The sequence below is a fragment of the Cobetia sp. MC34 genome, from assembly GCF_018340035.1.
In the GTDB taxonomy this organism is placed as follows: Bacteria; Pseudomonadota; Gammaproteobacteria; order Pseudomonadales; family Halomonadaceae; genus Cobetia; species Cobetia amphilecti.
Genome location: NZ_JADPPY010000004.1, coordinates 58,989 through 80,835, shown reverse-complemented (window position 1 = coordinate 80,835; position 21,847 = coordinate 58,989). Strand labels below are relative to the sequence as shown.

Here is a 21,847-nt window from a genome sequence, read left to right as displayed (position 1 = left end):
TGAAAGCAAAAGCTCTGAAAGCAAAAGCTCTGAAGAGCAGAGCCCTGACCGCAAGCCCTCAGGCGAGCCGTCGCCCCACGACAGCACGCCCTCCGCCAGCGAACGGATGCTGGAGAGCTTCTTTGCGACCGGCGCTGCCAGCCAGGCCCCCGCAGAAGACGACTACGACTTCCGCTTCGGTGGCATCCGTCGCCTCTACGGCGCCAGCGCCTTCGCTCACTTCCGTCACGCGCATGTCGCGGTGATCGGGGTCGGCGGCGTCGGCAGCTGGAGCGCCGAGGCGCTGGCTCGCTCCGGCATCGGCGAGATGACGCTGATTGATCTCGATGATGTCTGCGTGTCCAACGTCAATCGGCAGCTGCATGCGCTGGATGGCCAGATCGGCCGTCCCAAGGTCGAGGTGCTGGCCGAGCGCTGCCAGCTGATCGCGCCGCAGATGAAGATCCACGCCATCTCGGCCTTCGTCACGCCGGACAATCTCGCCGAGCTGATCCACGACGACCTCGATCACGTCATCGACGCCATCGACAGCGTGCCCGCCAAGACGGCGCTGATCGCCTGGTGCAAGCGGCGCAAGCTGGGCCTGACCGTGACGGGCGGCGCCGGTGGCCAGCTCGACCCGACGCGCATCCAGATCGGTGATCTCGCCCGCACCGAGCAGGACCCGCTGCTGGCGCGCGTTCGCTCACTGCTGCGTCGCGACTACAATTTCAGTCGCAACCTGAAGCGCCGATTCGATGTCGAGTGCGTTTATTCCGACGAGCAGCTGACCTACCCCGGCGCCGACGGCGAGGTGTGTGCCACCAAGCCCGGCGACAGCGCCACGCGCCTGGATTGCGCCGGCGGCTTCGGCGCGGCCACCTTCGTCACCGGCAGCTTCGGCTTCACCGCCGCTGCCCGCGCGCTGGCGCGCATCGCACGCCGCGGTGCCAAGGCCACGCCTGTCGCTGATGCGCCGAACGCTGCCGACTGATACGCCTGCTTTTCGCCACTTGCTGTTGGCTTCTCGCTTCTTGCTTCTCGCTTCACCCTCAAGGAAATCGCCATGACTGACCTGCCTGCCATGCCGCCGCTGCCGGAAAATCGTCCCGTGCCGGGCCTCTACCGCCACTACAAGGGCGCGCAGTACGAAGTGATCGGCACCAGTCGCCACAGCGAGACCGAAGAGCTGCTGGTGGTCTATCGTGCTCTTTATGGTGAATGCGGGCTGTGGGTGCGTCCGCTGAGCATGTTCATGGAGAACGTCGAGATCCAGGGCGAGCCGGTGCCACGCTTCGCGCTGGTCTCGGCGTGGTCCTGCTGATCCGCGGCCTTGCCGCACCCACATCCTGACCGACCAGACAGGTACATGCCGCCTGTCGGTCGCGGTGCTATACTGCGCCGCTTGTTTTTCCAGACATACGCATTGAGCCGCTTGCGGGCATGATCTGCCCGCGCGGCTCGGCCACGCCCACACAGCGCACTGCCCGGCACGTCTGGCAGGCACTGTGAGCTGGTTCATACCACGTCAAGAGCGGAGGAAGCATGAGCGCACTGGTTGGTGTCATCATGGGATCAAAATCGGATTGGGCGACCATGTGCCATACGGTCGAAACCCTGGAAGCGCTGGGGATCGAACACGAGGTCAAGGTCGTCTCTGCCCATCGCACGCCCGACCTGCTGTTCGACTATGCCGATACCGCTGCCGAGCGTGGCCTTGAGGTCATCATCGCCGGTGCCGGCGGCGCGGCGCACCTGCCGGGCATGTGTGCCGCCAAGACCTGGCTGCCGGTGCTGGGCGTGCCGGTGCAGTCCAGCATGCTGTCAGGTGTCGATTCCCTGCTCTCCATCGTGCAGATGCCCGCCGGCATCCCCACCGGCACACTGGCCATCGGCCGCGCCGGCGCCGTGAATGCCGCGCTGCTGGCCGCCAGCCAGCTGGGCAACAAGTACCCGGCCATTCGCACCGCGCTGATCAACTTCCGTGCCGAGCAGACCGACCGTGTGCTCGACAATCCGGACCCGCGCCCCGACGCACCCAGCCTGTCCCACGGAGGCGAGTAAGCCATGAGCCAGCCGTTCCGCTTCGGTATCGTCGGCGGCGGTCAGCTGGGCCGCATGTTGGCTCAGGCCGGCGCCGCCCTGAATGCCCGCTTCACCTTCCTTGATCCTTCCGATTCGCCCTGCGGTCGCGTCCACGGTCATCATCTCTGTGCCGATTGGCAGGATGATGCGGCCCTGACGCAGCTGGTGGCGGCGTCTGACGCCATCACCTTCGAGTTCGAGAACGTGCCGGCGGACGCCGTCGCGCGTCTGGCAGCCGAGCGCCCGACCTTCCCGCCGGCTGGCGCCCTGGATACCGCGCGTGACCGCTGGAGCGAGAAGTCGCTGTTCATGCGCCTGGGCATCGAGGTGCCGCCGCTGGCGCTGGTCGACAGCCAGGCGGACCTTGAAGCGGGTGTCGCGACCATCGGTCTGCCCGCCGTGCTCAAGACACGTACGCTGGGCTATGACGGCAAGGGCCAGAAGGTGCTGCGCGAGATGGCCGACGTCGCCGACACCTTCGCCGAACTCGGCAGCGTGCCGCTGATCCTGGAAGGCTTCATCGCCTTCGATCATGAAGTCTCGGTGATCGCGGTACGCGGTCGCGATGGCGAGACACGCGCCTGGCCGCTGTCGCGCAATGAGCATCGCAACGGCATCCTGCACTGCTCCACACCGCTCGACTCCCACGGCCTGCAGGCCGAAGCCGAGGCGGCTGCCTTCAAGGTGATGCACGAGCTCGACTATGTCGGCGTAATGGCCTTCGAGTTCTTCGTCGTCAAAAACGACGATGGCAGCGAGCGCCTGCTGGCCAACGAGATCGCACCGCGCGTGCACAACTCGGGTCACTGGAGCATCGAAGGCGCCGTCACCAGCCAGTTCGAGAATCACCTGCGTGCCGTCGCCGGCATGCCGCTGGGCGAGACCGCACTGCTCACGCCCTGCGCGATGCTCAACATCATCGGCCGCATGCCGGAACGTGACGCCGTGCTCGCCATTCCCGGCGCGCGTCTGCACGACTACGGCAAGGCGCCACGTGCGGGGCGCAAGATCGGCCATATCACGCTGCTGGCCGCCGACAAGGCGAGCCTCGACGCCCGCATCGCGGCTGTCGAAGCGCTGCTGGTCAATGAACTGGGCAAGTAAGCCGGTTCTGCGCCACTGAAGACAAAACGCCCCCGCTGCCATCGGCAGCGGGGGCGTTTTCGTTTCGGCACGGCTCAGCGAGCCGCCACGGAATCAGTCGATCTCGTGGTGGATCTGCTTCTGCAGGTAGAGCTCGATGCCGACCTTCTCGATCAGGCCCAGCTCGGTCTCCAGGTGATCGATGTGCTCTTCCTCGTCGTCGAGGATCTTGCGGAACAGATCACGCGAGGTGTAATCGCGAACCTGCTCGGCGTAGGCGATCGCTTCCTTCAGATCGCCATGTGCCTGATGCTCCAGCGCCAGATCACACTCGAGCATTTCCTTGGTGTTCTCGCCGATGCGCAGCTTGCCGAGGTCCTGCAGGTTGGGCAGGCCTTCCAGGAACAGGATGCGCTCGATCAGGGTGTCGGCGTGACGCATCTCTTCGATGGACTCGTCGTATTCCCACTTGGCCAGGCGCTTGAGGCCCCAGTCCTTGTACATGCGCGCATGCAGGAAGTACTGATTGATGGCGACCAGTTCGTTGGCCAGTATGGTGTTGAGATGCTCGATGATCTTGGGATCGCCTTTCATGTCGCCATTCCTCTCTTGTCAGGGTTGCTGCTTGCGTCAGGTTCTGTGCTGCGCCTGATGACGGCATGCATCAGCCGCAGCGCGGGCACGTCAGGCGTGCCCTATCGATCAGGTGCGGCAAGTATGGCGCAAAAACATGAACTTTTCGAGACATACCAACAAGTTATCGACTTTTAGGCGCAAATGGGAAGGATTGGTATCCGCGTTGTCATGTGGCGACCGACACTGGATTGCCTGGCGCCCATACGAAAACGCCCGCCACCCGGTCTTGAGACCAGGTGGCGGGCGTCAGGCAAGCGAGCATTTGCCGGGAGTCGACGGGAACAGATCACGCAGCTGGGCAGCGCGGCGACTGGAGTGTCAGTCGCCGACAGGCGAGCCTGGGCTCGAGCCTGCATCACACCGCGTAGGCGAGATCCTCTGCCGGCATCATTTCACGCGCGACCGCTTCGCGAGTGATGGTCTTGGCCATGCAGGCACATTTGCCGCACTGGGTCGCGCATCCGGTCTGCTCACGGACTTCGCGGAAACTGCGCGCTCCCTGTTCCACGACTTCGCGGATCTTGTGGTCTGACACACCTTTGCACAGACAGACGTACATGGCTCACCTCGCTCACTCCAAGTGAGACAAATGTAAATGATTCGCAGAAACATGCGCAACACCTGACTGCAAAAAATTCTCATTCACACGTTATATCAAATACTTAGCGAGGCGATTTCTGGCCGGTTTGCGGTTGCGGAACACACGATGTCATAAGCAGGCCACATCAGCCTCACAAAGCCATTGCCGCGGGGAAAGCCAGCGCCGTATAAAGAATGATGGCTCGTGGCTGACAGAAAGGTAGGGTTGCGATTTCACACGAGACCGCTAGTATGTATAACGATTTTTTATGCAATTCGAAAAACAATCGCACCAAAACATAATGAGTCATCGCTAGCCGATCACTCAGGCGGGTCACTCGAACGCAGCCCAGCTGAACGCAGCCCAGCTCCTCGCTCACGGGAAGCGCCGCGTCACGATGAAGGCAAATGACTGCCACGCCCCGCCAGGCAATCAGGAAAGAACATGAACAGGACACTGCAAGAGATTCCGTCGCTACGCCTCCTCATGGCCATGACCCGCATCGGCATGCCGATGATGGGCGCCATGCTGAAGCCGTGACCGGCCTGAATCCGTCTGCTGTTGCCCTATCTGCCGATTTCCGAACGCCAATCCGCAAGGAGCCCGATATCATGTCAGTACAACTCGCCACCGCCGATCATCACGCCACGTCCCACCTGCCACTTGATCTGGACGCCGTCCGCGACGCCGGCAGCTGCTTCGGTGACCACCACCGTCTGCCGCTGACCCCACTGCTGCGCAATCTCTATCGTGAAGCCCGCCGTGAAGGCCTGGTGGATGAGCATTGCAACGCGCGTGAACTGATGAGCCATATCGCTCTGCCCCATGACCACGTGGTCACCCAGGAAATTTCCGATCGTGTCTGGCGCTACAACGTCGGTTACTCCAACACCGGCGAGAGCGCGGAACAGGGAGACCTGAGCGCGGCGCTGGACTCCCTCAATGAGCGCACCCTGGATGAGCCGCTGCCGGGCGCCCTGCAGCGCCTGTCCGAATCCTGGCTGTACCTGCCGGGCGAGCTGGAAAGCCCGCGTCAGGCCAGCGCCGACGTGCTGTGGCTCGACAAGCAGGGCCGTGCTCGCTACCGCCTGGATCAGGCGCGCCACTGGTTCGCCACCCTGCGCGATGAAGCCGTCGACATCGATGGCTGGCTGGCATGGCGCCTGACGCACCTGCCGCTGACCAGCGCGCCGGTGCTCGATACCGTCAGCGCCTTCACGCGTCTGGCGCGCCTCGATCACGATGGCCAGCGTCCGATCGGTCAGCTGTCCTTCGTGCGCTACCGTGAAGGCGTGCGCCTGGAAGGCATGGGCACCGCGGTGATCGACCTGCCGCGCGAGCTGCCCGAGACGGCGGCACAGGAAGACAGCCTGGTGGTGTCACGCGCCAGCGTGGAGCGCATCATCACGCGTCTGGATGGCCTGCTGGGCGTCTGATCACGCCCTGCACTCGTGGAAAACACAACGCCCCGCCAGTCGATGACTGGCGGGGCGTTTTTTTATCTGATTGAGATCACGTCTGGCTGAGATAACTTCTGGATGAGCTCACTGCTTTCCTGCATGGCGCATGCGCCAGAGGCTCTCTGACGATGCCTCACTCGCGCCGCGGCTTGGGCAGCACCACCACGCGGGTGTCGGAGGCGATGTCCTGCCAGCTGCGCTGTTCAGGGTCCCACAGCTGCCAGACGTACCCCAGCCCGCAGGCACCCAGTGACAGCCCGGCAACCACGAAGCGTATCAGGCACTGCTGCAGCGTCGGGACATGACCCTGTGGCGTCTCGATGCGCAGCCGCCAGGCCTGCATGCCCAGCGTCATGCCACTGCGGCTCCAGCAGCCGCCGAAGAAGGCGAACATCGCCACCAGCAACAGACTGCGGAACAGCGGCGACTGATTGGCCTCACCGCCGTTGACGGCGACGCCGATGAAGCCCAGCACGATCAACAACGCCATCACGAGGAAGGCGTCATAGACCACGCCGCCCAGACGCCGCATCAGGCCCGCAGGGCGCGCTCCCTGCGGGTCGAGACGGCGGCGAGAGTGCGGGGCGCCCCTAGCCACTGCGCCGGATCAGCAGCAGGCCGATCACGTAACAGGCCAGCATCGGTGCCAGCACCGCCCAGATGGGCGCGAAGCCGAACACCACCGAGGCCGGGGCGAGCAGGTCCTGCAGATACTTGAACAGCAAGCCGACCACGATGCCGTAGAAGACCCGTGTCCCCGCCGCCACCGTGCGCAAAGGCCCAAAGACAAAGGAGGCGGCCACCAGTACCAGCGCCGCCAGTGTCAGCGGCTGCAGAATCTTCTGCCAGAAGTAGAGCAGTGGCTGGTTGGCCGACAGCCCCTGGTCCTGCAGGTAGCGGGAATAGCGCCACAGATCGGAGGCTGACTGCTGCTTGGGGTCGCTGATGACCAGCTTGAGCAGGTCCGGCGTCAGCTGGGTGTCCCACTCGCGGGTCTCCTGCTGAGCCACCGTGGTGGCGCTCGGCTCGCCATCCTGAGACTCGAAGGTGGTGGTCTGCACCGCCTCCAGCGTCCAGCCATCGCTCTCCCAGACGGCGCGCCTGGCGTAGAGCGCCTGGGTCAGATGGCGCTCGTCATCGAAGCGATAGCGGGTGACGTTGAGCACCACATCATCGCTGCGAATCGAGCCGAAACGGTAGTAGTCGTTGCCCTCGCGCTGCCAGCCGCCACCTTCCGCGTAGACGGCGCCTGCGCCCTGCTGCTTCTCGGCACGCCAGGCGTCGGCCTGCAGTTCGGTGACGGGGGCGACATATTCTCCGACCGCCATGGTGATGGCGATGACCAGCCCCAGCGGCTTCATCACGCCCCACAGAATGCGCGTCAGTGAACGACCGGCCGCGCGCATGATGGTCAGCTCATTGCTCGAGGCCATGCTGCCCAGCCCGATCAGGGCGCCCAGCAGTACGCCGACCGGCACGAATTCGTAGAAGCGCGACGGCAGACGCATCAGCAGATAGAGGAGCACTTCAAAGGCGCCGTAGTCGCCTTTCACGTCCCCCAGGTCATTGATGTAGGTGATCATCAGGTCGAGCCCGAGAATCAGTACCTGCACCACCAGCATGGCCACCAGCACATTGCGGGCGATGTAACGGTCGAGACGATCAAGCAGCATCAGCGGCCACCTCCGCGGTTGTCGCGCCAGCTCAGCCAGATGCCGAGCGCCAGATAGACGCCGTGAATGGGCCACAGGCCGATGGCGGCCGGGTACTTCTCGGATGCGACGGCATTCTGCGCCGCGATCAACAGGCTGAGATAGGTGATGTGCACGAAGATGGCCGGCAGCAGGCGTGCAAAACGCCCCTGACGCGGATTGACGCGTGCCAGCGGCAGACCGATCAGCATCAGGATCGGCACCATCAACGGCAGCGAGATGCGCCACTGCAGCTGGGCCTTGGCCTCCGGAAGATCGGAAGCCCAGAGCTGCGCCGTGGTCGCAAGCTCGATGTCTTCCTTGAGGGCCGCGGCGTCCTGGCCCTCGGTGATGCGCACGCCGTAGCGATCAAAGCCCAGTCGCTGGGCGATCGCCTTGCCCGGCTCCACCCCGTAGCGCGTACCGTCGCTCAACACCAGATAGCGACTGCCGGTCTCGGGGCTGACTTCCTGGAAGGCACGCTCGGCGCGCACCACCGACTGGCTCGGTTCGCTGTCGGGCGTGCTGGCGGCATTGCTGTCACCTGCCTCGGCGATGAAGACGTTTTCCAGCTCGCTGTTGTCATCGCTCATGCTCTCGGCATAGACGGTGCGATTGCCGATCTCCTGGAAGCGCCCCGCGCCGAGAATCGAGAAGTCGGTCTTCTGCTTCTGCTGCTCGAGCAACAGCTCATTCTTGAGCGCGCCGGCAGGCGTCAGATAGAGGCTGCAGGCCGCGACCAGCGCCGTGATCAACAACGCCGGCAGCAAGGTGACACGCAGCAGGCGCTCCGGACCGACGCCACAGGCGACCAGCACGGTGATCTCGCTGTTCATGTACAGCTGACCGAAGGCCAGCAACACGGCGAGGAAGAAGGACAGCGGCAGCAGCAGTTCGAAGAAACCCGGCAGGTGATAGAGCATCAGGCTGCCGAGAATCGACGCCGGGAAATCCCCCTCCGCCGCATCACTGAAATAGCGGATGAATCGGCTGCCCATGATGACAAGCATCAGCACCCCGGCCACGGCGGCCATGGTGGTGAGTATCTCGCGTGTCAGGTAGCGGAAGATGATCAAGTGGAACTCCTGTTTCCCGCTCGCAAGCGAGCGTGTTGACCAGATCGATGATAGCCGGTGGAGGAATGGTCGTGATCACATGAAGGCATCATCCCCCTCATGCATGGTGCGCAGCCTTTGCGTACACTGGCGGCACGGGCCTGAAGACTGGACGGGAGCGGCTCCCCCTCATGCAGCAGCATTATCCAGAAAGGATGCTGCCTTGTCGCGGCTGCAGGCATTGCACGTGGACAGCCTGACATGATGGACTGCCCTCACTCGTGCATGCCAGCTCAGCTTGTCATGAGCGGTCTGCGCCCCCATCCAGACCATGACCCCGATGTCGCCGCGAGCCGGGCACGCCTGGCCTGACGACATCCTTCATCCTTGTACTGTTCATCTTCGTACCCTCACTCGCGCGCGTGGAGTTGCCATGGAATTTCCTGTAGTCACTGCCAATCCGGCCCAGCTTGAAACCGCCTGCATCGTGGTACCCGTCATCGAGGGCGACCTCACCGGTGCTGCGGCACGACTCGACGATGCCAGCGAGAAGCTGATTTCCCAGCTGATCGAGCGCGGCGACTTCAAGCCCGAGCTCGGCAATACCCTGCTGGTGCCCTTCGCTCCGGGCCTCGGCGCTCAGCGCCTGCTGCTGGCCGGTTTCGGCAGTGAGGAAAAGCTCGACGAAAGCCGTTACAAGCGTGGCCTCGATGCCGCCATGACCGCCCTGCTCAAGCTGCCCATCGAAGACGCGGCCTTCGCTGGTCTCGAGCTGAATCTCGAGCTGCGTGAGGCTGACTGGATGGCGCGCATGATCGCCGAGAGCGCACTGCGCACTGCCTATCGCTTCACCGAGATGAAGAGCAAGCCGGGCGAGCCCGTCTCTCTGACCCGCCTGAGCGTGGTTAGTGCCGACAAGCAGCGTCAGGCCGAACTGGAAGCCGGCCTGCGCGTCGGTGCCGCCATCGGCATGGGCGTCAATGAAGCGCGCACGCTGGGCAATCTGCCGGGCAACATCTGCACGCCGCGCTACCTGGGCGAGCGTGCCGAGCAACTGGGTGCCGCCTCGGATGGCGCCCTGAAAGTGACCGTGCTCGGCGAGGAAGAGCTCGAGGAGCTCGGCGCCCTGTCCCTGCTGTCGGTCGGCCGCGGCAGTGAAGAGCCGAGCCGCCTGATCATGATGGAATACCGCGGCGCGGAAGACGAGAACGAAGCCCCGCACGTGCTGGTCGGCAAGGGCATCACCTTCGATACCGGCGGCATCTCGCTCAAGCCGGGCGCCGGCATGGACGAGATGAAGTACGACATGGGCGGCGCGGCCAGCGTGTTCGGCACCATGCGCACCGTGCTGGAACTCAAGCCCAAGCTCAACGTGGTGGCCATCGTGGCCAGCGCCGAGAACATGCCGGACGGCCGCGCCACCAAGCCGGGCGACATCATCAAGACCCTGAAGGGTCTGACCGTCGAAGTCCTCAACACCGACGCCGAAGGCCGTCTGGTGCTGTGTGATGCGCTGACCTACGCCGAGCGCTTCGAGCCGGCCAGTGTCGTCGACATCGCCACCCTGACCGGCGCCTGCGTCATCGCGCTGGGCAATCACGCCACCGGCCTGATCTCCAACGATGATGACCTGGCGCTCGACCTGCTCGACGCCGGCGAAGAAGCCTGGGACCGTGCCTGGCACATGCCGCTGTGGGACGAGTATCAGACGCAGCTGGATTCCAACTTCGCCGACATCGCCAACATCGGCGGTCGCGAAGCCGGCATGATCACCGCAGGTTGCTTCCTGTCCCGCTTCGCGGACACCTTCCCGTGGGCGCATCTGGACATCGCCGGCACCGCCTGGATGTCCGGCAAGCAGAAAGGCGCCAGCGGCCGTCCGGTGGGCCTTCTGACCCAATACCTGCTGGATCGCGAAGCGGAACTCAGCGCCCCGCAGGAAGAGACCGTCTGAGGCTTCGCATGCTCTCGATAGCGTGCTAGCGTTGAGACACGCGGGTCGCGACGCCACTCGGCACCGCTGACCCGAGAGGTCCTATAAAAATGATTCGACCCCCGGCGTTCCGCGTCGGGGGTCTCGCTGCTACGGAGACACCCACGTGACCAAAGGCTTCGACGTCCGCGCGTCCACGCAACCGGCGGATGCTGCCGTTCGTGACACCATTCTGGCCAATCCCGGCTTCGGCCGTCACTTCAGCGATCACATGGCCCATGTACGCTGGACCGCCGACGGCGGCTGGCACGGCCATGAAGTCCGCCCCTACGGCCCGCTGAGCCTCGACCCCGCCGCCTCGGTACTGCACTACGCCCAGGAAATCTTCGAAGGCATCAAGGCCTACCGTCATGAAGACGGCTCGGTGTGGACCTTCCGCCCCGAGAAGAACGCCGCACGTTTCCGCAACTCCGCCCGCCGTCTGGCACTGCCGGAGCTGTCCGACGAGGACTTCGTCGGCTCGCTCAAGGCCCTGCTCGCGCAGGACAGCGCCTGGGTGCCGACTCCGGCCAGCGTCAGTGACGAATGCAGCCTCTATCTGCGCCCGTTCATGATCGCCAGTGAAGCCTTCCTCGGCGTGCGTCCGTCGCGTGAAGTCGATTACTACGTGATCGCCTCACCGGTGGCGGCCTACTTCAAGGGCGGCATCAAGCCGGTCTCCATCTGGCTGTCCTCGCACTACAACCGTGCGGCCGCCGGCGGTACCGGTTTCGCCAAGTGTGGCGGCAACTACGCGGGCTCACTGGCCGCGCAGAGCGAAGCCTCCGCCAATGGCTGTGACCAGGTCGTGTTCCTGGACGCCGCCGAGAACAAGTGGGTCGAGGAACTGGGCGGCATGAACCTGTTCTTCGTCTTCAAGGACGGCCGTCTGGTCACGCCGCGCCTGACCGGCACCATTCTGGAAGGCGTCACCCGTGACTCCATCCTGACCATGGCGACCGATCTGGGCCTGACGCCGGAAGAGCGCCCGATCAGCATCGACGAGTGGCGTGAAGGCATCGCCTCCGGCGAGATCACCGAGGTGTTCGCCTGCGGTACCGCCGCCGTCATCACCCCGGTGGGCGAGCTGGTCAGTGAAGAAGGTCGCCTCGACCTGACCGCCAACGCCGGTGATGTCGCCATGCGTCTGCGCAGCCAGCTGCTAGATCTGCAATACGGTCGCGCCGAAGACACGCGTGGCTGGATGACACGTCTGGCATGAGTGCGCTGAAATAAGTGCACCGACATGAGTGCACGGAAACAAGTCCTCGAGCCCGCCCCTGTGGCTTGAAGGATGACCAAAACCCCAAGGCCCGCCTCGAAAGAGGCGGGCCTTGGGGTTTCTGGCGCACGGATATCTGGCTGCGGAAAGACATCACGGGAGGCAGGCTGCATCGAAGCCGCGCGGCGAGTGCGGTATCCTGAGCGCTCGAGAATTCCTTGCCCGAGCGGTGCCCATGACCCAGATCGACTTCTACATCCTGCCCGACACCACGCTGGAAGCCCGGCTGGAATTCGCCTGCCGGCTGGCCGAGACCATCCACGCCAAGGGCTTTCGCCTGCATGTGCATGTCGAGGACGAGGCGATGGCACGTCAGTTCGATGAGCATCTGTGGCAGTTCCGCCCGGAAAGCTTCGTGCCCCATGCGCTGGATATCGATCTCGACATGGCCGCCCGCGAGGCCGAACACGCCGATGACGTGCCGCGCCCGCCGGTCACCATCGGCTGGCAGGACGCCCCGGCGCCGGGTATCGAGGCACTGCTCAACCTGCACCCCGAGATCCCCGAGTGGTTCTCACGCTTCGAGCGAGTCGCCGAGATCATCAACCAGCATCAGGATGTGCTGGTGACCAAGCGCGAATGCTGGCGCACCTACAAGTCACGCGGTTATGCCGTGCGCTCGCATCAGCTCAAGGGCGTCAGCTGAGCGACACGCCATGCGTCAGCGGTCCGTATCGCAGGCACGCTGGAAGTTGACCATCAGATGCGTCATCCAGCGCTCGATATCGTCCATGCTCGGCGGACTTTCACCACTGTCGAAGAAGGCCTCGGGCAGGCCGCCTGCGGCCTCGCTGGCGTCACGCTCCCCGATACGCACGGCCCACAACGGCAGTTCGCGCGGCATGCGCTGGATCTCGGCGAACAGCGCCGCCACGTTCATGTCCGGCACATCGCCGAAGATGACCAGACACGGGCTGACATCTCGCACCAGGCGCAACGCCTGGGCCGCACTGCTGGCGATGATGATCTCCAGATTGGCGACGTGACTGCCGATCACCTCGAGGCGCAGACGGTCCTGCGCCCGCGTGCTGATCACCAGCCAGCGACAGGGCACCGGCAGCACCTTCTCCGCCGACCACGCCGCCTGGACGACGCGCTCATGGGCGCTGACATCCGCCAGCGGCAACCAGACCCGGAAGCTGGCGCCCTCGCCCAGCTCGCCCCGCGCCGTGATGTCACCGCCCATGCGGCGGGCGAGCTCCCGCGACAGCGCCAGCCCGAGCCCGGTGCCCTCGATGCCTGAATCTTCACGCCCCAGACGCGAGAACGGCTGGAACAGCTGGACCGCCTGCGCGGAATCAAAGCCGAAGCCGCCATCGGTGATTTCCACCCAGCCCATCTCCACTCCGCTGGCATTGCGCTCCTGGCCGATGGCCAGACGAATCCAGCCCCCCTCGCGGTTGTACTTGATGGCATTGCCCATCAGGTTGCCGAGAATCTGATCCAGTCGCCGCTGGTCGGCATTCAGCCACAGTGACTCGCCTTCCAGCGCCAGCGATAGCGTCAGGTTGGCACTCTCCAGGCGCGGCTGATATTGCCCCGCCAGTCGTATCAGCTTCTGGCCCACCGAGAGGGGCTGGCAATCCAGCGGCAGATCACCGGCTTCCAGACTCGACATCTGCAGCACGTCCTCGATCAGCGCCGACAGCTGTGCCGCCGCATGACTGGCCTCATCCACGTAGCGGCGCTGCTCGCGGGTCAGGTCGGCTTCCTCGCAGAGCAGATCCGTGAAGCCCATGATGGCGTTGAGCGGGGTGCGAATCTCGTGACTGAAACTCGAGAAGAAACGCGACTTGGACTGGCTGGCCTCGGTGGCACTGTCGCGGGCCGCCTCCAGCAGCTTGAGTGACTGCTTGTGGCGCTGGATGTCCAGCGCCAGCCCGGTGGCGCGCTGTGGCCGGCCCTCATGATCACGCCGGGTGATCTGGCCGCGAATCTGCACCCAGACCCAGTGACCACGCGCATGCCGATAGCGCACGTCGCGCGCCTCGGCCCAGCTTTCCCCGTGCATGACCCGCCAGCGCGCCTCGAGCAGGCCGACGAGGTCTTCCGGGTGCGTCATGGCGTCAAGGTCCGCCAGATGCATGCTGGCGCGTACCGGCAGCCCCAGCATCAGGAAGAAATTCTCGTGCAGGTAGAGATCGTCCTGATCGAAGTCATAGCGCCAGGTGGCATCGCCGGAGGCCGCCATCACCATCTCGACGTGCCGCGCACCTTCGGCGCGCTCAAGCTCGATCTGATCACGGCGCTGGGCCGCTTCGCGCAATGCCTCACCGGCCTGGTCCAGCTCCTGCAACTGGAAGCGCTCGCGCACCACGGGCTGACCGCGACCGATGCGCAGCGCCATGTCGCTGAGGCGTGCCAGTGATTCGGACAGGGTGGCCGCCATGGCTTCGGCCCGCCACCGCATCACTACCAGCAGGGCGAAGAAGAACAGGATCAGCCCCACCAACATCACGTAGCCCAGCTGATTGAAGCGCTCATTCCAGATATCGATGCCGCTGTTGACCTGCTGCGCATCCACCACCGCCAGCAACCGCCAGTCGGTGCCCGGCACCGATTGCCAGCCGACCAGCCGCTCACCGGCGAGCAAGGCAACGCTGCGCACGCCCTGCGCCTCATCCGAGATGCTGCGCAGCAGGTGCGCCATGGCCGGGGAGTTCTCGACATCATGCGCCGTATCGAGGAAGCGATCGTGCAGCAGCGGCATCGGCACCACTTCAGGGTCGGGCTGGGGGCCGAAATCCTGCTCGCCGACACGCGGCATGGCCATGACGACATCGTCACTCACCAGAATCAGATAGGCGCCCCAGGGCAGCTCGGCATTCTCGAGCCGCTCGACCAGAGAATCGAGGGTGACGTCGATGCCGACCACGCCTTCGAGGAAGTCGCCGCGATGGACCGGCATCAGCGTCGAGACCAGCCAACCGCTGCCGACCGGGTCCTGGTAGGGCGGCGTGATGACGGCGCCACGACTCGGGTTGTTGCGATCATCCGCCAGGTAGTAGAAGCCGTAGCTGGTGAGGTCGACGCCGGGCGTGAAGATGTTGCGGGTATCGGTCCACGGCAACATGCGGAAGTAGCCGTCGTAGCCAGAGAACCAGATCTGTCGCAGCTCGGGTTGCGTGGCGAGCATGTCCGACACCTGGGCATCCATTGTCGAGAGGCGCACCACCTTGTCGTGGTCCTGCAGATAGCTGGGCACCAGCGAGGAGTAATAGGAGCCGGCGCCACCATCATTCTCGGCGACGTACAGGGTGCCGTCGCCCGCGCTCATGTGGCGCTTTAACTCCTGCTCGCGCTGGCGGGACGTCACGGGGGTGTCCATGTGACGCAGAGTGCTGCGCGCCAGCTGGCGGGCATCGCTGCGCCAGTCGTCCGCCAGCAGGCTGATGTGTTCTGCCTCGTAATGGGTCAGCTGCTCGAGCTGGGTATTCACCAGCTCACTGCGCGTGGAGTCCTGCTGCCCAGAGACCAGCCAGTGCAACACCAGATAGCAGCCCAGCAGCGCCACCTCGAGCACCAGCAATGGCACCAGCGCATGACGCAGCAGTTCATGCCAGACCCAACGACGTGTCGGACGAGGGGCACCGTCCGTGGGGCGAGGCTTGGACATTGCGGCTCCGCGAGCGTGAGAGAATGGGAAGTGTGCGAGGCGGCAAGCCTCGGCTCATGAGGTCGCAACAGGATACGGCATCAGTGCGTGGATGTTGCCTGCTTTGTGAAAACAGCGTCTGCCAGACGCCACGAGGGCCTGCCCGCCAAGACCGAATGACGCCCGTCATCAGCGGCGCTATAATCGAGCCCATTTTCTGCCTGCGCTGACCGCTCCTTGAGCCGGCGCGGGACGCCCCGCCCAACCGGATCAATGCAGACCCATGGACAAGACCTACCAACCGAACGCCATCGAGACGCGCTGGTACGAGCGCTGGGAATCCGACAACCGCTTTGCGCCGTCAGGCCAGGGCGAGAGCTTCTCACTTGTCATCCCGCCGCCCAACGTCACCGGCTCCCTGCACATGGGCCACGCCTTCCAGGATTCCATCATGGACACCCTGGTCCGCTGGCGCCGCATGCAGGGTCGCAACACCCTGTGGCAGGTAGGCACCGATCATGCCGGTATCGCCACCCAGATGCTGGTCGAGCGCAAGGTCGCCGCCGAAGAAGGCAAGACCCGCCATGATCTCGGCCGCGAAGCCTTCACCGACAAGATCTGGGAGTGGAAGGAAGAGTCCGGCGGCAACATCACCCGCCAGCTGCGTCGCATGGGCACCAGCATCGACTGGAAGCGCGAGCGCTTCACCATGGATGACGGCTTCTACAAGGCGGTGCAGGAAGTCTTCGTACGCCTGCACAAGGAAGACCTGATCTACCGCGGCAAGCGTCTGGTCAACTGGGACCCGACCCTGCACACCGCGATTTCCGATCTCGAAGTCGAGAACCGCGATCAGCAGGGCAGCTTCTGGCACTTCCGCTACCCGCTGGCCGATGGCATCAAGACCGCCGATGGCAAGGACTACGTCATCGTCGCCACCACGCGCCCGGAAACCCTGCTGGGTGACACCGGCGTGGCCGTCAATCCCAAGGATGAGCGCTACGCAAGCCTGGTCGGCAAGTTCATCGAGCTGCCGCTGGTCGGCCGTCGCATCCCCATCGTCGCCGATGAACACGCCGACATGGAAAAGGGCTCCGGTTGCGTCAAGATCACCCCGGCCCACGACTTCAATGACTACGAAGTCGGCAAGCGTCAGGGCCATCTGCTGATCAACGTGATGAGCCAGGATGCCACCATCCTGGAGCGCGCCGAGATCTATGACCTCCAGGGCCGTCCGCAGCCCCAGGAAGACGCCAGCCTGCCGGCCGCCTACGCCGGTCTGGATCGCTTCGTCGCGCGCGAGAAGCTGGTCGCCGACATGGACGCGCTGGGCCTGCTGGAGCAGGTCGAGGCCGTCAACAACACCCTGCCGCACGGTGACCGCTCCGGCGATGTCATCGAGCCGCTGCTGACGGACCAGTGGTTCGTGGCCGTCGAGGAGCTGGCGCGTCCGGCCATCGAAGCGGTCGAGAACGGCGACATCGAGTTCGTGCCCAAGAACTACGAGAACATGTACTTCGCGTGGATGCGCGACCTGCAGGACTGGTGCATCTCGCGTCAGCTGTGGTGGGGCCACCGCATTCCGGCCTGGTACGACAACGACGGCAACGTCTACGTCGGCCGCAATGAAGAGGAAGTCCGCGCAGAGAACAACCTGGGTGCCGGCGTCGAACTGCGTCAGGACGAAGACGTCCTCGACACCTGGTTCAGCTCCGCGCTGTGGACCTTCGGCACCCTCGGCTGGCCGGCGGACACGGAAGAACTCAAGACCTTCCACTCCACCGACGTGCTGGTCACCGGCTTCGACATCATCTTCTTCTGGGTGGCGCGGATGATCATGTTCACCCTGAAGTTCAAGGGTGAAGTGCCGTTCCGCAAGGTCTACGTGCATGGTCTGGTGCGTGACAGCCTCGGTCAGAAGATGTCCAAGTCCAAGGGCAACGTGCTCGATCCCATCGACCTGATCGACGGCATCGGCATCGAGGAGCTGGTCGAGAAGCGTACCGGCAACATGATGCAGCCGAAGAAGGCCAAGGCGATCGCCAAGGCCACGCGCAACGAATTCCCGGAAGGCATCGAGCCTCACGGTACCGATGCGCTGCGCTATACCCTGCTGTCACTCGCCTCCACCGGGCGTGACGTGAAGTTCGACATGGGCCGTCTCGATGGCTATCGCAACTTCTGCAACAAGCTGTGGAATGCGGCGCGCTACGTGCTGATGAATGCCGAGGACCAGGATTGCGGCGTCAACGGCGAAGCCGTCGAACTGTCGCTGGCCGATCGCTGGATCATCGCGCGCCTGCAGCAGACCGAGCAGCAGGTCACCCGCGCGCTGGAAGAGTTCCGCTTCGACCACGCCTCCCAGGCGCTCTACGAGTTCATCTGGAACGAGTACTGCGACTGGTATCTGGAGCTGTCCAAGCCGGTTCTGTGGGACGACAACGCCAGCATCGAAGCCAAGCGCGGCACGCGTCGCACCCTGGTGCGCGCCCTCGAGACCATCCTGCGCCTGATCCACCCGATGATGCCGTTCATCTCCGAGGAGATCTGGCAACGTATCGCACCGCACGCCGGCAAGCCGGTGGAAGGCGAGAGCATCATGAGCCAGGCATGGCCGCAGGCCGAAGCCGACCGGATCGATGAGCAGGCCATCCGCGATATCGAGTGGCTGAAAGGCATCATCATCGCCATCCGCAACGTGCGCGGCGAGCTCAACCTGTCACCGGCCAAGCCGCTGGAAGTCTTCCTGCAGAACGGCGCGGCTGGCGATGCCGAGCGCCTGGAAGCCAACCGCCTGTTCCTCTCCAAGCTGGCACGTCTGGAAAGCATCACCTTCCTGGCGGCAGGCGACGAAGCCCCGATGTCCGCCATCCAGCGCGTCGGTGAGCTGGAAGTGCTGGTGCCGATGGCAGGCCTGATCGACAAGGAAGCCGAGCTCAAGCGCATCGACAAGGAGCACGAGAAGCAGCAGAAGGTCATCACCGGCCTCGAGAACAAGCTCGGCAACGAGAAGTTCGTCGGTCGTGCACCGGCTGATGTGGTCGAGAAGGAGCGCGCCAAGCTGGCCGACGCCCAGGCGGAACTTGCGCTGCTGGAAAGCCAGCGCGTCAAGATCGAAGCGCTGTAAGTCACGCTCGCTCTGTACGCAAGCAAAAGCCCCCTGCACCGAACGGTGCAGGGGGCTTTCTCGTTTCTGGCAGCCCGCTCACGAAGCGCCCTCACAAGCGCGCCGAGCAATTACTCGGCGGGGCCTTCCAGCGGCATGAAGGTCGCCAGCAGATAGCCGGTATCATCCATCACGCGCAGCCGAGCGCTCTCCCCGCTGCCGCTGATCTGGTAACTGGCCACATCCTCGAGCATGCGATTGAAGGCGTTGGACTGCTCGGGGTTGGGGCACATCTTCATGGTCGAGGCCAGCGGACCGATATCCAGCGTCTGACGCGACTCATCCAGCACCACCGGCCCCATCAGGCGGTTGCAACCATTGCTGCCGACCAGACGCAGACGGTCATCCTCCTCGTCTGCCAGCTGCTGCTGGCTGGGAGGCTGCAGCAGGAAGTTGGCGGCCTCTTCACTGGCATCCGTGGCGGAGAAACTCCATTGGGTGCCCACCAGAGCAGGAGCAGCGGCTCCCGATGAGGCACTGCCCTGCGGATGCTGTGTCATGGCCGCGCAGCCAGCCAGCAAGGAGATAGCGAACCCCACGGAGGTATAACGCGATAGACGACGCACGGTAACGGACATGGATGACTCCTGTGGCGCCCGCCAGTGGCATTGCCGGCAACGGCAGTCACCCGGCAGACGGAAAGAACGGTGGGTAAGGAACGGACATGACAGCAAGGGTAGCGATCATGCGCACGGCTGTCATGAACGACAGGCCCTCACGCCATGCGCATGAGTGTCACCTGCCGGACTACCGCCGGCTTGCCAACAGCGCGATGGACGCAACCATCTGTCCACCCCGCCGACTTTGAAAACAGTGTTTTCAAAGCGGAGTCTGCTCTAGAATTTCGACCAGATCGCCACTCAGCGTCGCCTGTCTCGAGTCCTCTGGCCACCGGGCCAGCGAGCTACCGACCTGAGTGCGCCTGTCCCGACATGAGCCCCGCAGAGCTGACACGACATGACTCCCGCCGCCCCCGACAGTCCTTCCTTGCACGCCGCTGATACTGCGTCTTCACAGCGAGTCAGTGGTTCGCAGCAGGCCCCGCACGTGCAACCCTCGCCCCCACCCCGCTCGCACAGGTCGCAGACGGGATTCAACCTGCGACGACTGGTGCTCCTGAATGCGCTGGGAGTGGCGCTGCTGGCGTGCTGGTGGATACCGGCGCTGGATTTCTGGCCCACCCTCGACAGCGATGTCTTCTGGGACTTCAACCAGTTCATCACACCGCTCAATCCGCACTGGGACACGCTGCTCGGCATTCTGAACACGCGCGCCTTCGACGCCGTGGCCTTCGCCATGATGGGGGTATTGTTCTGCTGGGCGATGCTCAATGATCAGCAGCCTGCCCGCTATCGCCGCTGGACCAGCATCGGCATCACCATGCTGCTGACGGCGGGTCTGCTCTCGCTGTTCGTGCTGCGCGCCATCAGCTATGGCCATGCCAGCCCGACGCGCTTCTTCAACCACGCACAGCATCTCTCCGAGCTGGTGTCCTTCAAGACCAAGGATTCGGCGTCGAACAGCTTCCCGGGGGATCACGGCCTGATGCTGATGGTATTCGCGAGTTTCATGCTGGCATTCGCACCGCGCCGCATCGCCCTGTGCAGTCTGGCGTTCGTGGTACTGCTGAGCGCTCCGCGGATCATGGTCGGCGCTCACTGGTTCAGCGATGTCTATCTGGGCTCGCTCAGCATTGCACTGATCGCGTTGCCCTGGGTGCTGTGCACACCACTGGCGACCACCGTTGCCCGTGGCATGGAGAACGCGTTGGCCCGATTGAAGCAGCGCTCCTGAAGCAGCATTCGTGAACCTGCACTCAAGAACCTGAACTCAGGTCAGCCGACGAGGGGTGTCCGCGAGAAAGGGCTGGAATCCTTGTGGCGCTGCTTTTCCTGGCGGTCATCCTCCTTGTCGCGAGCGCCCTCCTCCACGGCCTCTGCCTTGCCAAGTCCGCCGCCGTCATTGCCGGGGGGCGGAGGGCTGGCATCGGCCGTGGCAAGGCCTGTCATCTCATGTTCCCCACCGGCCACCACCTGATCACGCCCATTATGCTTGGCGTGATACAGCCGCCTGTCGGCCAGCTGCATCAGCTCATCCAGCGAATCGACCTCATGACTGATGGCAACGCCGATGGAAACCGTGACCGGCACCGGCGTGCCGGCGAAGACCGGAGGAGACTTGGCCAGCAGGGAGGGCATGCGTCCCGCCACGGAAATGGCCTCGGTGCGCCCGATACGCGGCAACAGCACCAGGAACTCCTCGCCACCGACACGCCCGGCGCGATCGCCCTGACGCAGTGTGGCCGTCAGCAGGCGACCCAGATGACGCAGCACTTCATCTCCGACGGCATGGCCATGCAGGTCATTGACGCGCTTGAAGTTGTCCGCATCCAGCATCAAGACCGCACAGGGCACTCCGTCACGCCACCAGTCCTCGGCGTGGCGCAATATCTGGCGGCGATTGAGCAATTCGGTCAACTCATCACGACTGGCATCCTTCAGATACTGGCGCTCGAAGTGTTCGGTAAGCGCCAGCATGCGCCACAGGAAGGTGACCATCATCAGGAAGACCGCGAACAGATTGGTCGATTGCAGCACCCAGGCCGACAGGACGCCGCCCTCATGCAGGACTGGCGAGACCATCAGTGCCGAGACAGCCGCCATGAACAGCATCAGTGTCGTCACCACTCGAACACGCGCCGCCAGCGGGGCCAGGTGAATACCGGCCATCACGATGAAGAAATAGTACTCATAGCCCGCCGAGAGCCCGAAACAGAAAACCGAGAGCCAGGCCATCAGCGTCAAGGCGCTCATCATCAGGGCCAGGCCCAGCGTAAGCTGATGCGCCCGGTGCAGCATCACGCCCAGCACGGACACGAGCGCCATGATGCCGCTGGCGAATGCCAGCCGCGACTCGTTGAAGAGAGTGAAGAAGGGAACCCACACCACGAAGAGGCCCATCAGCATCAGATAGACCCAAAGATAGGCATGGTAGAAACGACGATGCTCCACGGCGAGCAATCGTGGCTCATGACGTAGCCAGGCGCTTATGACTCTCGGCATCAGGCAATCCTTGCCAGCTAGGCAGTGTCCGCGTGGCGGTCCCTCACGCGACTCCAGAAGGTGCAACATCGCGGCAGGCGGGCAGCAAGAGAAAGGAAGAAGGTTTAGCGGCCTGCCGCGATGGCACTCCACAAAGGCCGAGCACGACATGTCACACATCATGCTACGGGGCTTATGAACTTCATTACATCATAAGCCCTG

At 64.0% G+C, this 21,847-nt stretch carries 18 protein-coding genes; 10 read left to right on the top strand and 8 right to left on the bottom strand.

The window, feature by feature from the left end:
• Positions 1-106 precede the first annotated feature (106 nt).
• The 4 genes from tcdA (at position 107) to IZU87_RS03485 (ending at position 3,168) form a co-directional block, all read left to right on the top strand.
• Positions 107-973 carry a tRNA cyclic N6-threonylcarbamoyladenosine(37) synthase TcdA gene (gene tcdA, locus IZU87_RS03500; protein ID WP_213113753.1) on the top strand — a complete coding sequence of 289 codons (867 nt, stop codon included), beginning with the start codon at positions 107-109 and terminating at the stop codon, positions 971-973.
• 72 nt (positions 974-1,045) lie between these two features.
• Positions 1,046-1,303, top strand: a complete 258-nt coding sequence (locus tag IZU87_RS03495) for a DUF1653 domain-containing protein (protein ID WP_225996526.1) — start codon at positions 1,046-1,048, stop codon at positions 1,301-1,303.
• Between the two features lie 221 nt (positions 1,304-1,524).
• On the top strand, positions 1,525-2,043 hold the full coding sequence (gene purE, locus IZU87_RS03490; RefSeq protein ID WP_213113697.1) for a 5-(carboxyamino)imidazole ribonucleotide mutase: 519 nt from the start codon (positions 1,525-1,527) through the stop codon (positions 2,041-2,043).
• A gap of 3 nt (positions 2,044-2,046) precedes the next feature.
• Entirely contained in the window at positions 2,047-3,168 is a 1,122-nt protein-coding gene (locus tag IZU87_RS03485) for a 5-(carboxyamino)imidazole ribonucleotide synthase (RefSeq protein ID WP_213113696.1), read from the top strand.
• A gap of 93 nt (positions 3,169-3,261) precedes the next feature.
• On the opposite strand, the gene bfr is transcribed toward IZU87_RS03485, so the two are convergent.
• Both bfr and IZU87_RS03475 read right to left on the bottom strand, forming a co-directional pair.
• Entirely contained in the window at positions 3,262-3,741 is a 480-nt protein-coding gene (gene bfr / locus IZU87_RS03480) for a bacterioferritin (protein ID WP_043333195.1), read from the bottom strand.
• Positions 3,742-4,138: 397 nt separating this feature from the next.
• Positions 4,139-4,342 (bottom strand): bacterioferritin-associated ferredoxin, encoded by a 204-nt coding sequence (locus IZU87_RS03475; protein WP_043333196.1) that lies wholly within the window; start codon positions 4,340-4,342, stop codon positions 4,139-4,141.
• A 632-nt stretch (positions 4,343-4,974) separates the two neighbouring features.
• Here IZU87_RS03475 and IZU87_RS03470 point away from each other — a divergent pair.
• The gene (locus tag IZU87_RS03470) at positions 4,975-5,799 is read left to right on the top strand and encodes a hypothetical protein (RefSeq protein ID WP_213113695.1); all 825 of its coding nucleotides are present in this window, start codon (positions 4,975-4,977) and stop codon (positions 5,797-5,799) included.
• A gap of 157 nt (positions 5,800-5,956) precedes the next feature.
• Here IZU87_RS03470 and IZU87_RS03465 read toward each other — a convergent pair whose 3' ends face one another.
• Genes IZU87_RS03465 through lptF form a run of 3 tightly spaced genes read right to left on the bottom strand, consistent with a single transcriptional unit; the run spans position 5,957 to position 8,590 of the window.
• Positions 5,957-6,421 (bottom strand): RDD family protein, encoded by a 465-nt coding sequence (locus tag IZU87_RS03465; RefSeq protein WP_339927253.1) that lies wholly within the window; start codon positions 6,419-6,421, stop codon positions 5,957-5,959.
• Positions 6,414-7,496, bottom strand: a complete 1,083-nt coding sequence (lptG, locus tag IZU87_RS03460; RefSeq protein WP_213113694.1) for an LPS export ABC transporter permease LptG — start codon at positions 7,494-7,496, stop codon at positions 6,414-6,416. Before lptG ends, IZU87_RS03465 begins: the two co-directional genes overlap by 8 nt.
• Entirely contained in the window at positions 7,496-8,590 is a 1,095-nt protein-coding gene (gene lptF, locus IZU87_RS03455) for an LPS export ABC transporter permease LptF (RefSeq protein WP_082388186.1), read from the bottom strand. The genes lptG and lptF overlap by 1 nt, the downstream gene beginning before the upstream one ends.
• A gap of 412 nt (positions 8,591-9,002) precedes the next feature.
• On the opposite strand from lptF, the gene IZU87_RS03450 reads away from it, so the two are divergent.
• The 3 genes from IZU87_RS03450 to IZU87_RS03440 all read left to right on the top strand — a co-directional run bounded on the left by IZU87_RS03450 (position 9,003) and on the right by IZU87_RS03440 (position 12,469).
• Complete coding sequence (locus IZU87_RS03450; RefSeq protein WP_213113693.1) at positions 9,003-10,523, top strand: leucyl aminopeptidase; 1,521 nt, start codon at positions 9,003-9,005, stop codon at positions 10,521-10,523.
• Positions 10,524-10,668: 145 nt separating this feature from the next.
• On the top strand, positions 10,669-11,763 hold the full coding sequence (locus IZU87_RS03445; protein WP_043333205.1) for a branched-chain amino acid aminotransferase: 1,095 nt from the start codon (positions 10,669-10,671) through the stop codon (positions 11,761-11,763).
• A 235-nt stretch (positions 11,764-11,998) separates the two neighbouring features.
• Entirely contained in the window at positions 11,999-12,469 is a 471-nt protein-coding gene (locus tag IZU87_RS03440; protein ID WP_043333207.1) for a DNA polymerase III subunit chi, read from the top strand.
• 15 nt (positions 12,470-12,484) lie between these two features.
• Here the strand turns inward: IZU87_RS03440 and IZU87_RS03435 are convergent, their stop codons facing one another.
• Positions 12,485-15,439, bottom strand: coding sequence for a cache domain-containing sensor histidine kinase (locus tag IZU87_RS03435; RefSeq protein ID WP_213113692.1), 2,955 nt, complete (start codon positions 15,437-15,439; stop codon positions 12,485-12,487).
• 262 nt (positions 15,440-15,701) lie between these two features.
• Between IZU87_RS03435 and IZU87_RS03430 the strand changes: the two genes are divergently transcribed.
• Positions 15,702-18,545: a valine--tRNA ligase gene (locus tag IZU87_RS03430; protein ID WP_213113691.1), complete on the top strand. Its 2,844-nt coding sequence runs from the start codon at positions 15,702-15,704 to the stop codon at positions 18,543-18,545.
• Positions 18,546-18,655: 110 nt separating this feature from the next.
• Here the strand turns inward: IZU87_RS03430 and IZU87_RS03425 are convergent, their stop codons facing one another.
• Positions 18,656-19,162, bottom strand: a complete 507-nt coding sequence (locus IZU87_RS03425; RefSeq protein WP_213113690.1) for an META domain-containing protein — start codon at positions 19,160-19,162, stop codon at positions 18,656-18,658.
• A gap of 532 nt (positions 19,163-19,694) precedes the next feature.
• Here IZU87_RS03425 and IZU87_RS03420 point away from each other — a divergent pair.
• A complete protein-coding gene (locus IZU87_RS03420; protein ID WP_339927070.1) occupies positions 19,695-20,378 on the top strand; it encodes a phosphatase PAP2 family protein in 684 nt (227 codons plus the stop codon).
• A 41-nt stretch (positions 20,379-20,419) separates the two neighbouring features.
• Here IZU87_RS03420 and IZU87_RS03415 read toward each other — a convergent pair whose 3' ends face one another.
• Positions 20,420-21,646 (bottom strand): GGDEF domain-containing protein, encoded by a 1,227-nt coding sequence (locus tag IZU87_RS03415; protein WP_213113688.1) that lies wholly within the window; start codon positions 21,644-21,646, stop codon positions 20,420-20,422.
• Positions 21,647-21,847: the final 201 nt, after the last annotated feature.

Bases quoted from the DNA above. Each gene is read 5' to 3' on its own strand.
- tcdA (WP_213113753.1), top strand. From the start codon at position 107: ATGCTGGAGAGCTTCTTTGCGACCGGCGCTGCCAGCCAGGCCCCCGCA.
- IZU87_RS03495 (WP_225996526.1), top strand. From the start codon at position 1,046: ATGACTGACCTGCCTGCCATGCCGCCGCTGCCGGAAAATCGTCCCGTG.
- purE (WP_213113697.1), top strand. From the start codon at position 1,525: ATGAGCGCACTGGTTGGTGTCATCATGGGATCAAAATCGGATTGGGCG.
- IZU87_RS03485 (WP_213113696.1), top strand. From the start codon at position 2,047: ATGAGCCAGCCGTTCCGCTTCGGTATCGTCGGCGGCGGTCAGCTGGGC.
- bfr (WP_043333195.1), bottom strand. From the start codon at position 3,741: ATGAAAGGCGATCCCAAGATCATCGAGCATCTCAACACCATACTGGCC.
- IZU87_RS03475 (WP_043333196.1), bottom strand. From the start codon at position 4,342: ATGTACGTCTGTCTGTGCAAAGGTGTGTCAGACCACAAGATCCGCGAA.
- IZU87_RS03470 (WP_213113695.1), top strand. From the start codon at position 4,975: ATGTCAGTACAACTCGCCACCGCCGATCATCACGCCACGTCCCACCTG.
- lptG (WP_213113694.1), bottom strand. From the start codon at position 7,496: ATGCTGCTTGATCGTCTCGACCGTTACATCGCCCGCAATGTGCTGGTG.
- IZU87_RS03450 (WP_213113693.1), top strand. From the start codon at position 9,003: ATGGAATTTCCTGTAGTCACTGCCAATCCGGCCCAGCTTGAAACCGCC.
- IZU87_RS03440 (WP_043333207.1), top strand. From the start codon at position 11,999: ATGACCCAGATCGACTTCTACATCCTGCCCGACACCACGCTGGAAGCC.
- IZU87_RS03435 (WP_213113692.1), bottom strand. From the start codon at position 15,439: ATGTCCAAGCCTCGCCCCACGGACGGTGCCCCTCGTCCGACACGTCGT.
- IZU87_RS03430 (WP_213113691.1), top strand. From the start codon at position 15,702: ATGGACAAGACCTACCAACCGAACGCCATCGAGACGCGCTGGTACGAG.
- IZU87_RS03425 (WP_213113690.1), bottom strand. From the start codon at position 19,162: ATGTCCGTTACCGTGCGTCGTCTATCGCGTTATACCTCCGTGGGGTTC.
- IZU87_RS03415 (WP_213113688.1), bottom strand. From the start codon at position 21,646: ATGCCGAGAGTCATAAGCGCCTGGCTACGTCATGAGCCACGATTGCTC.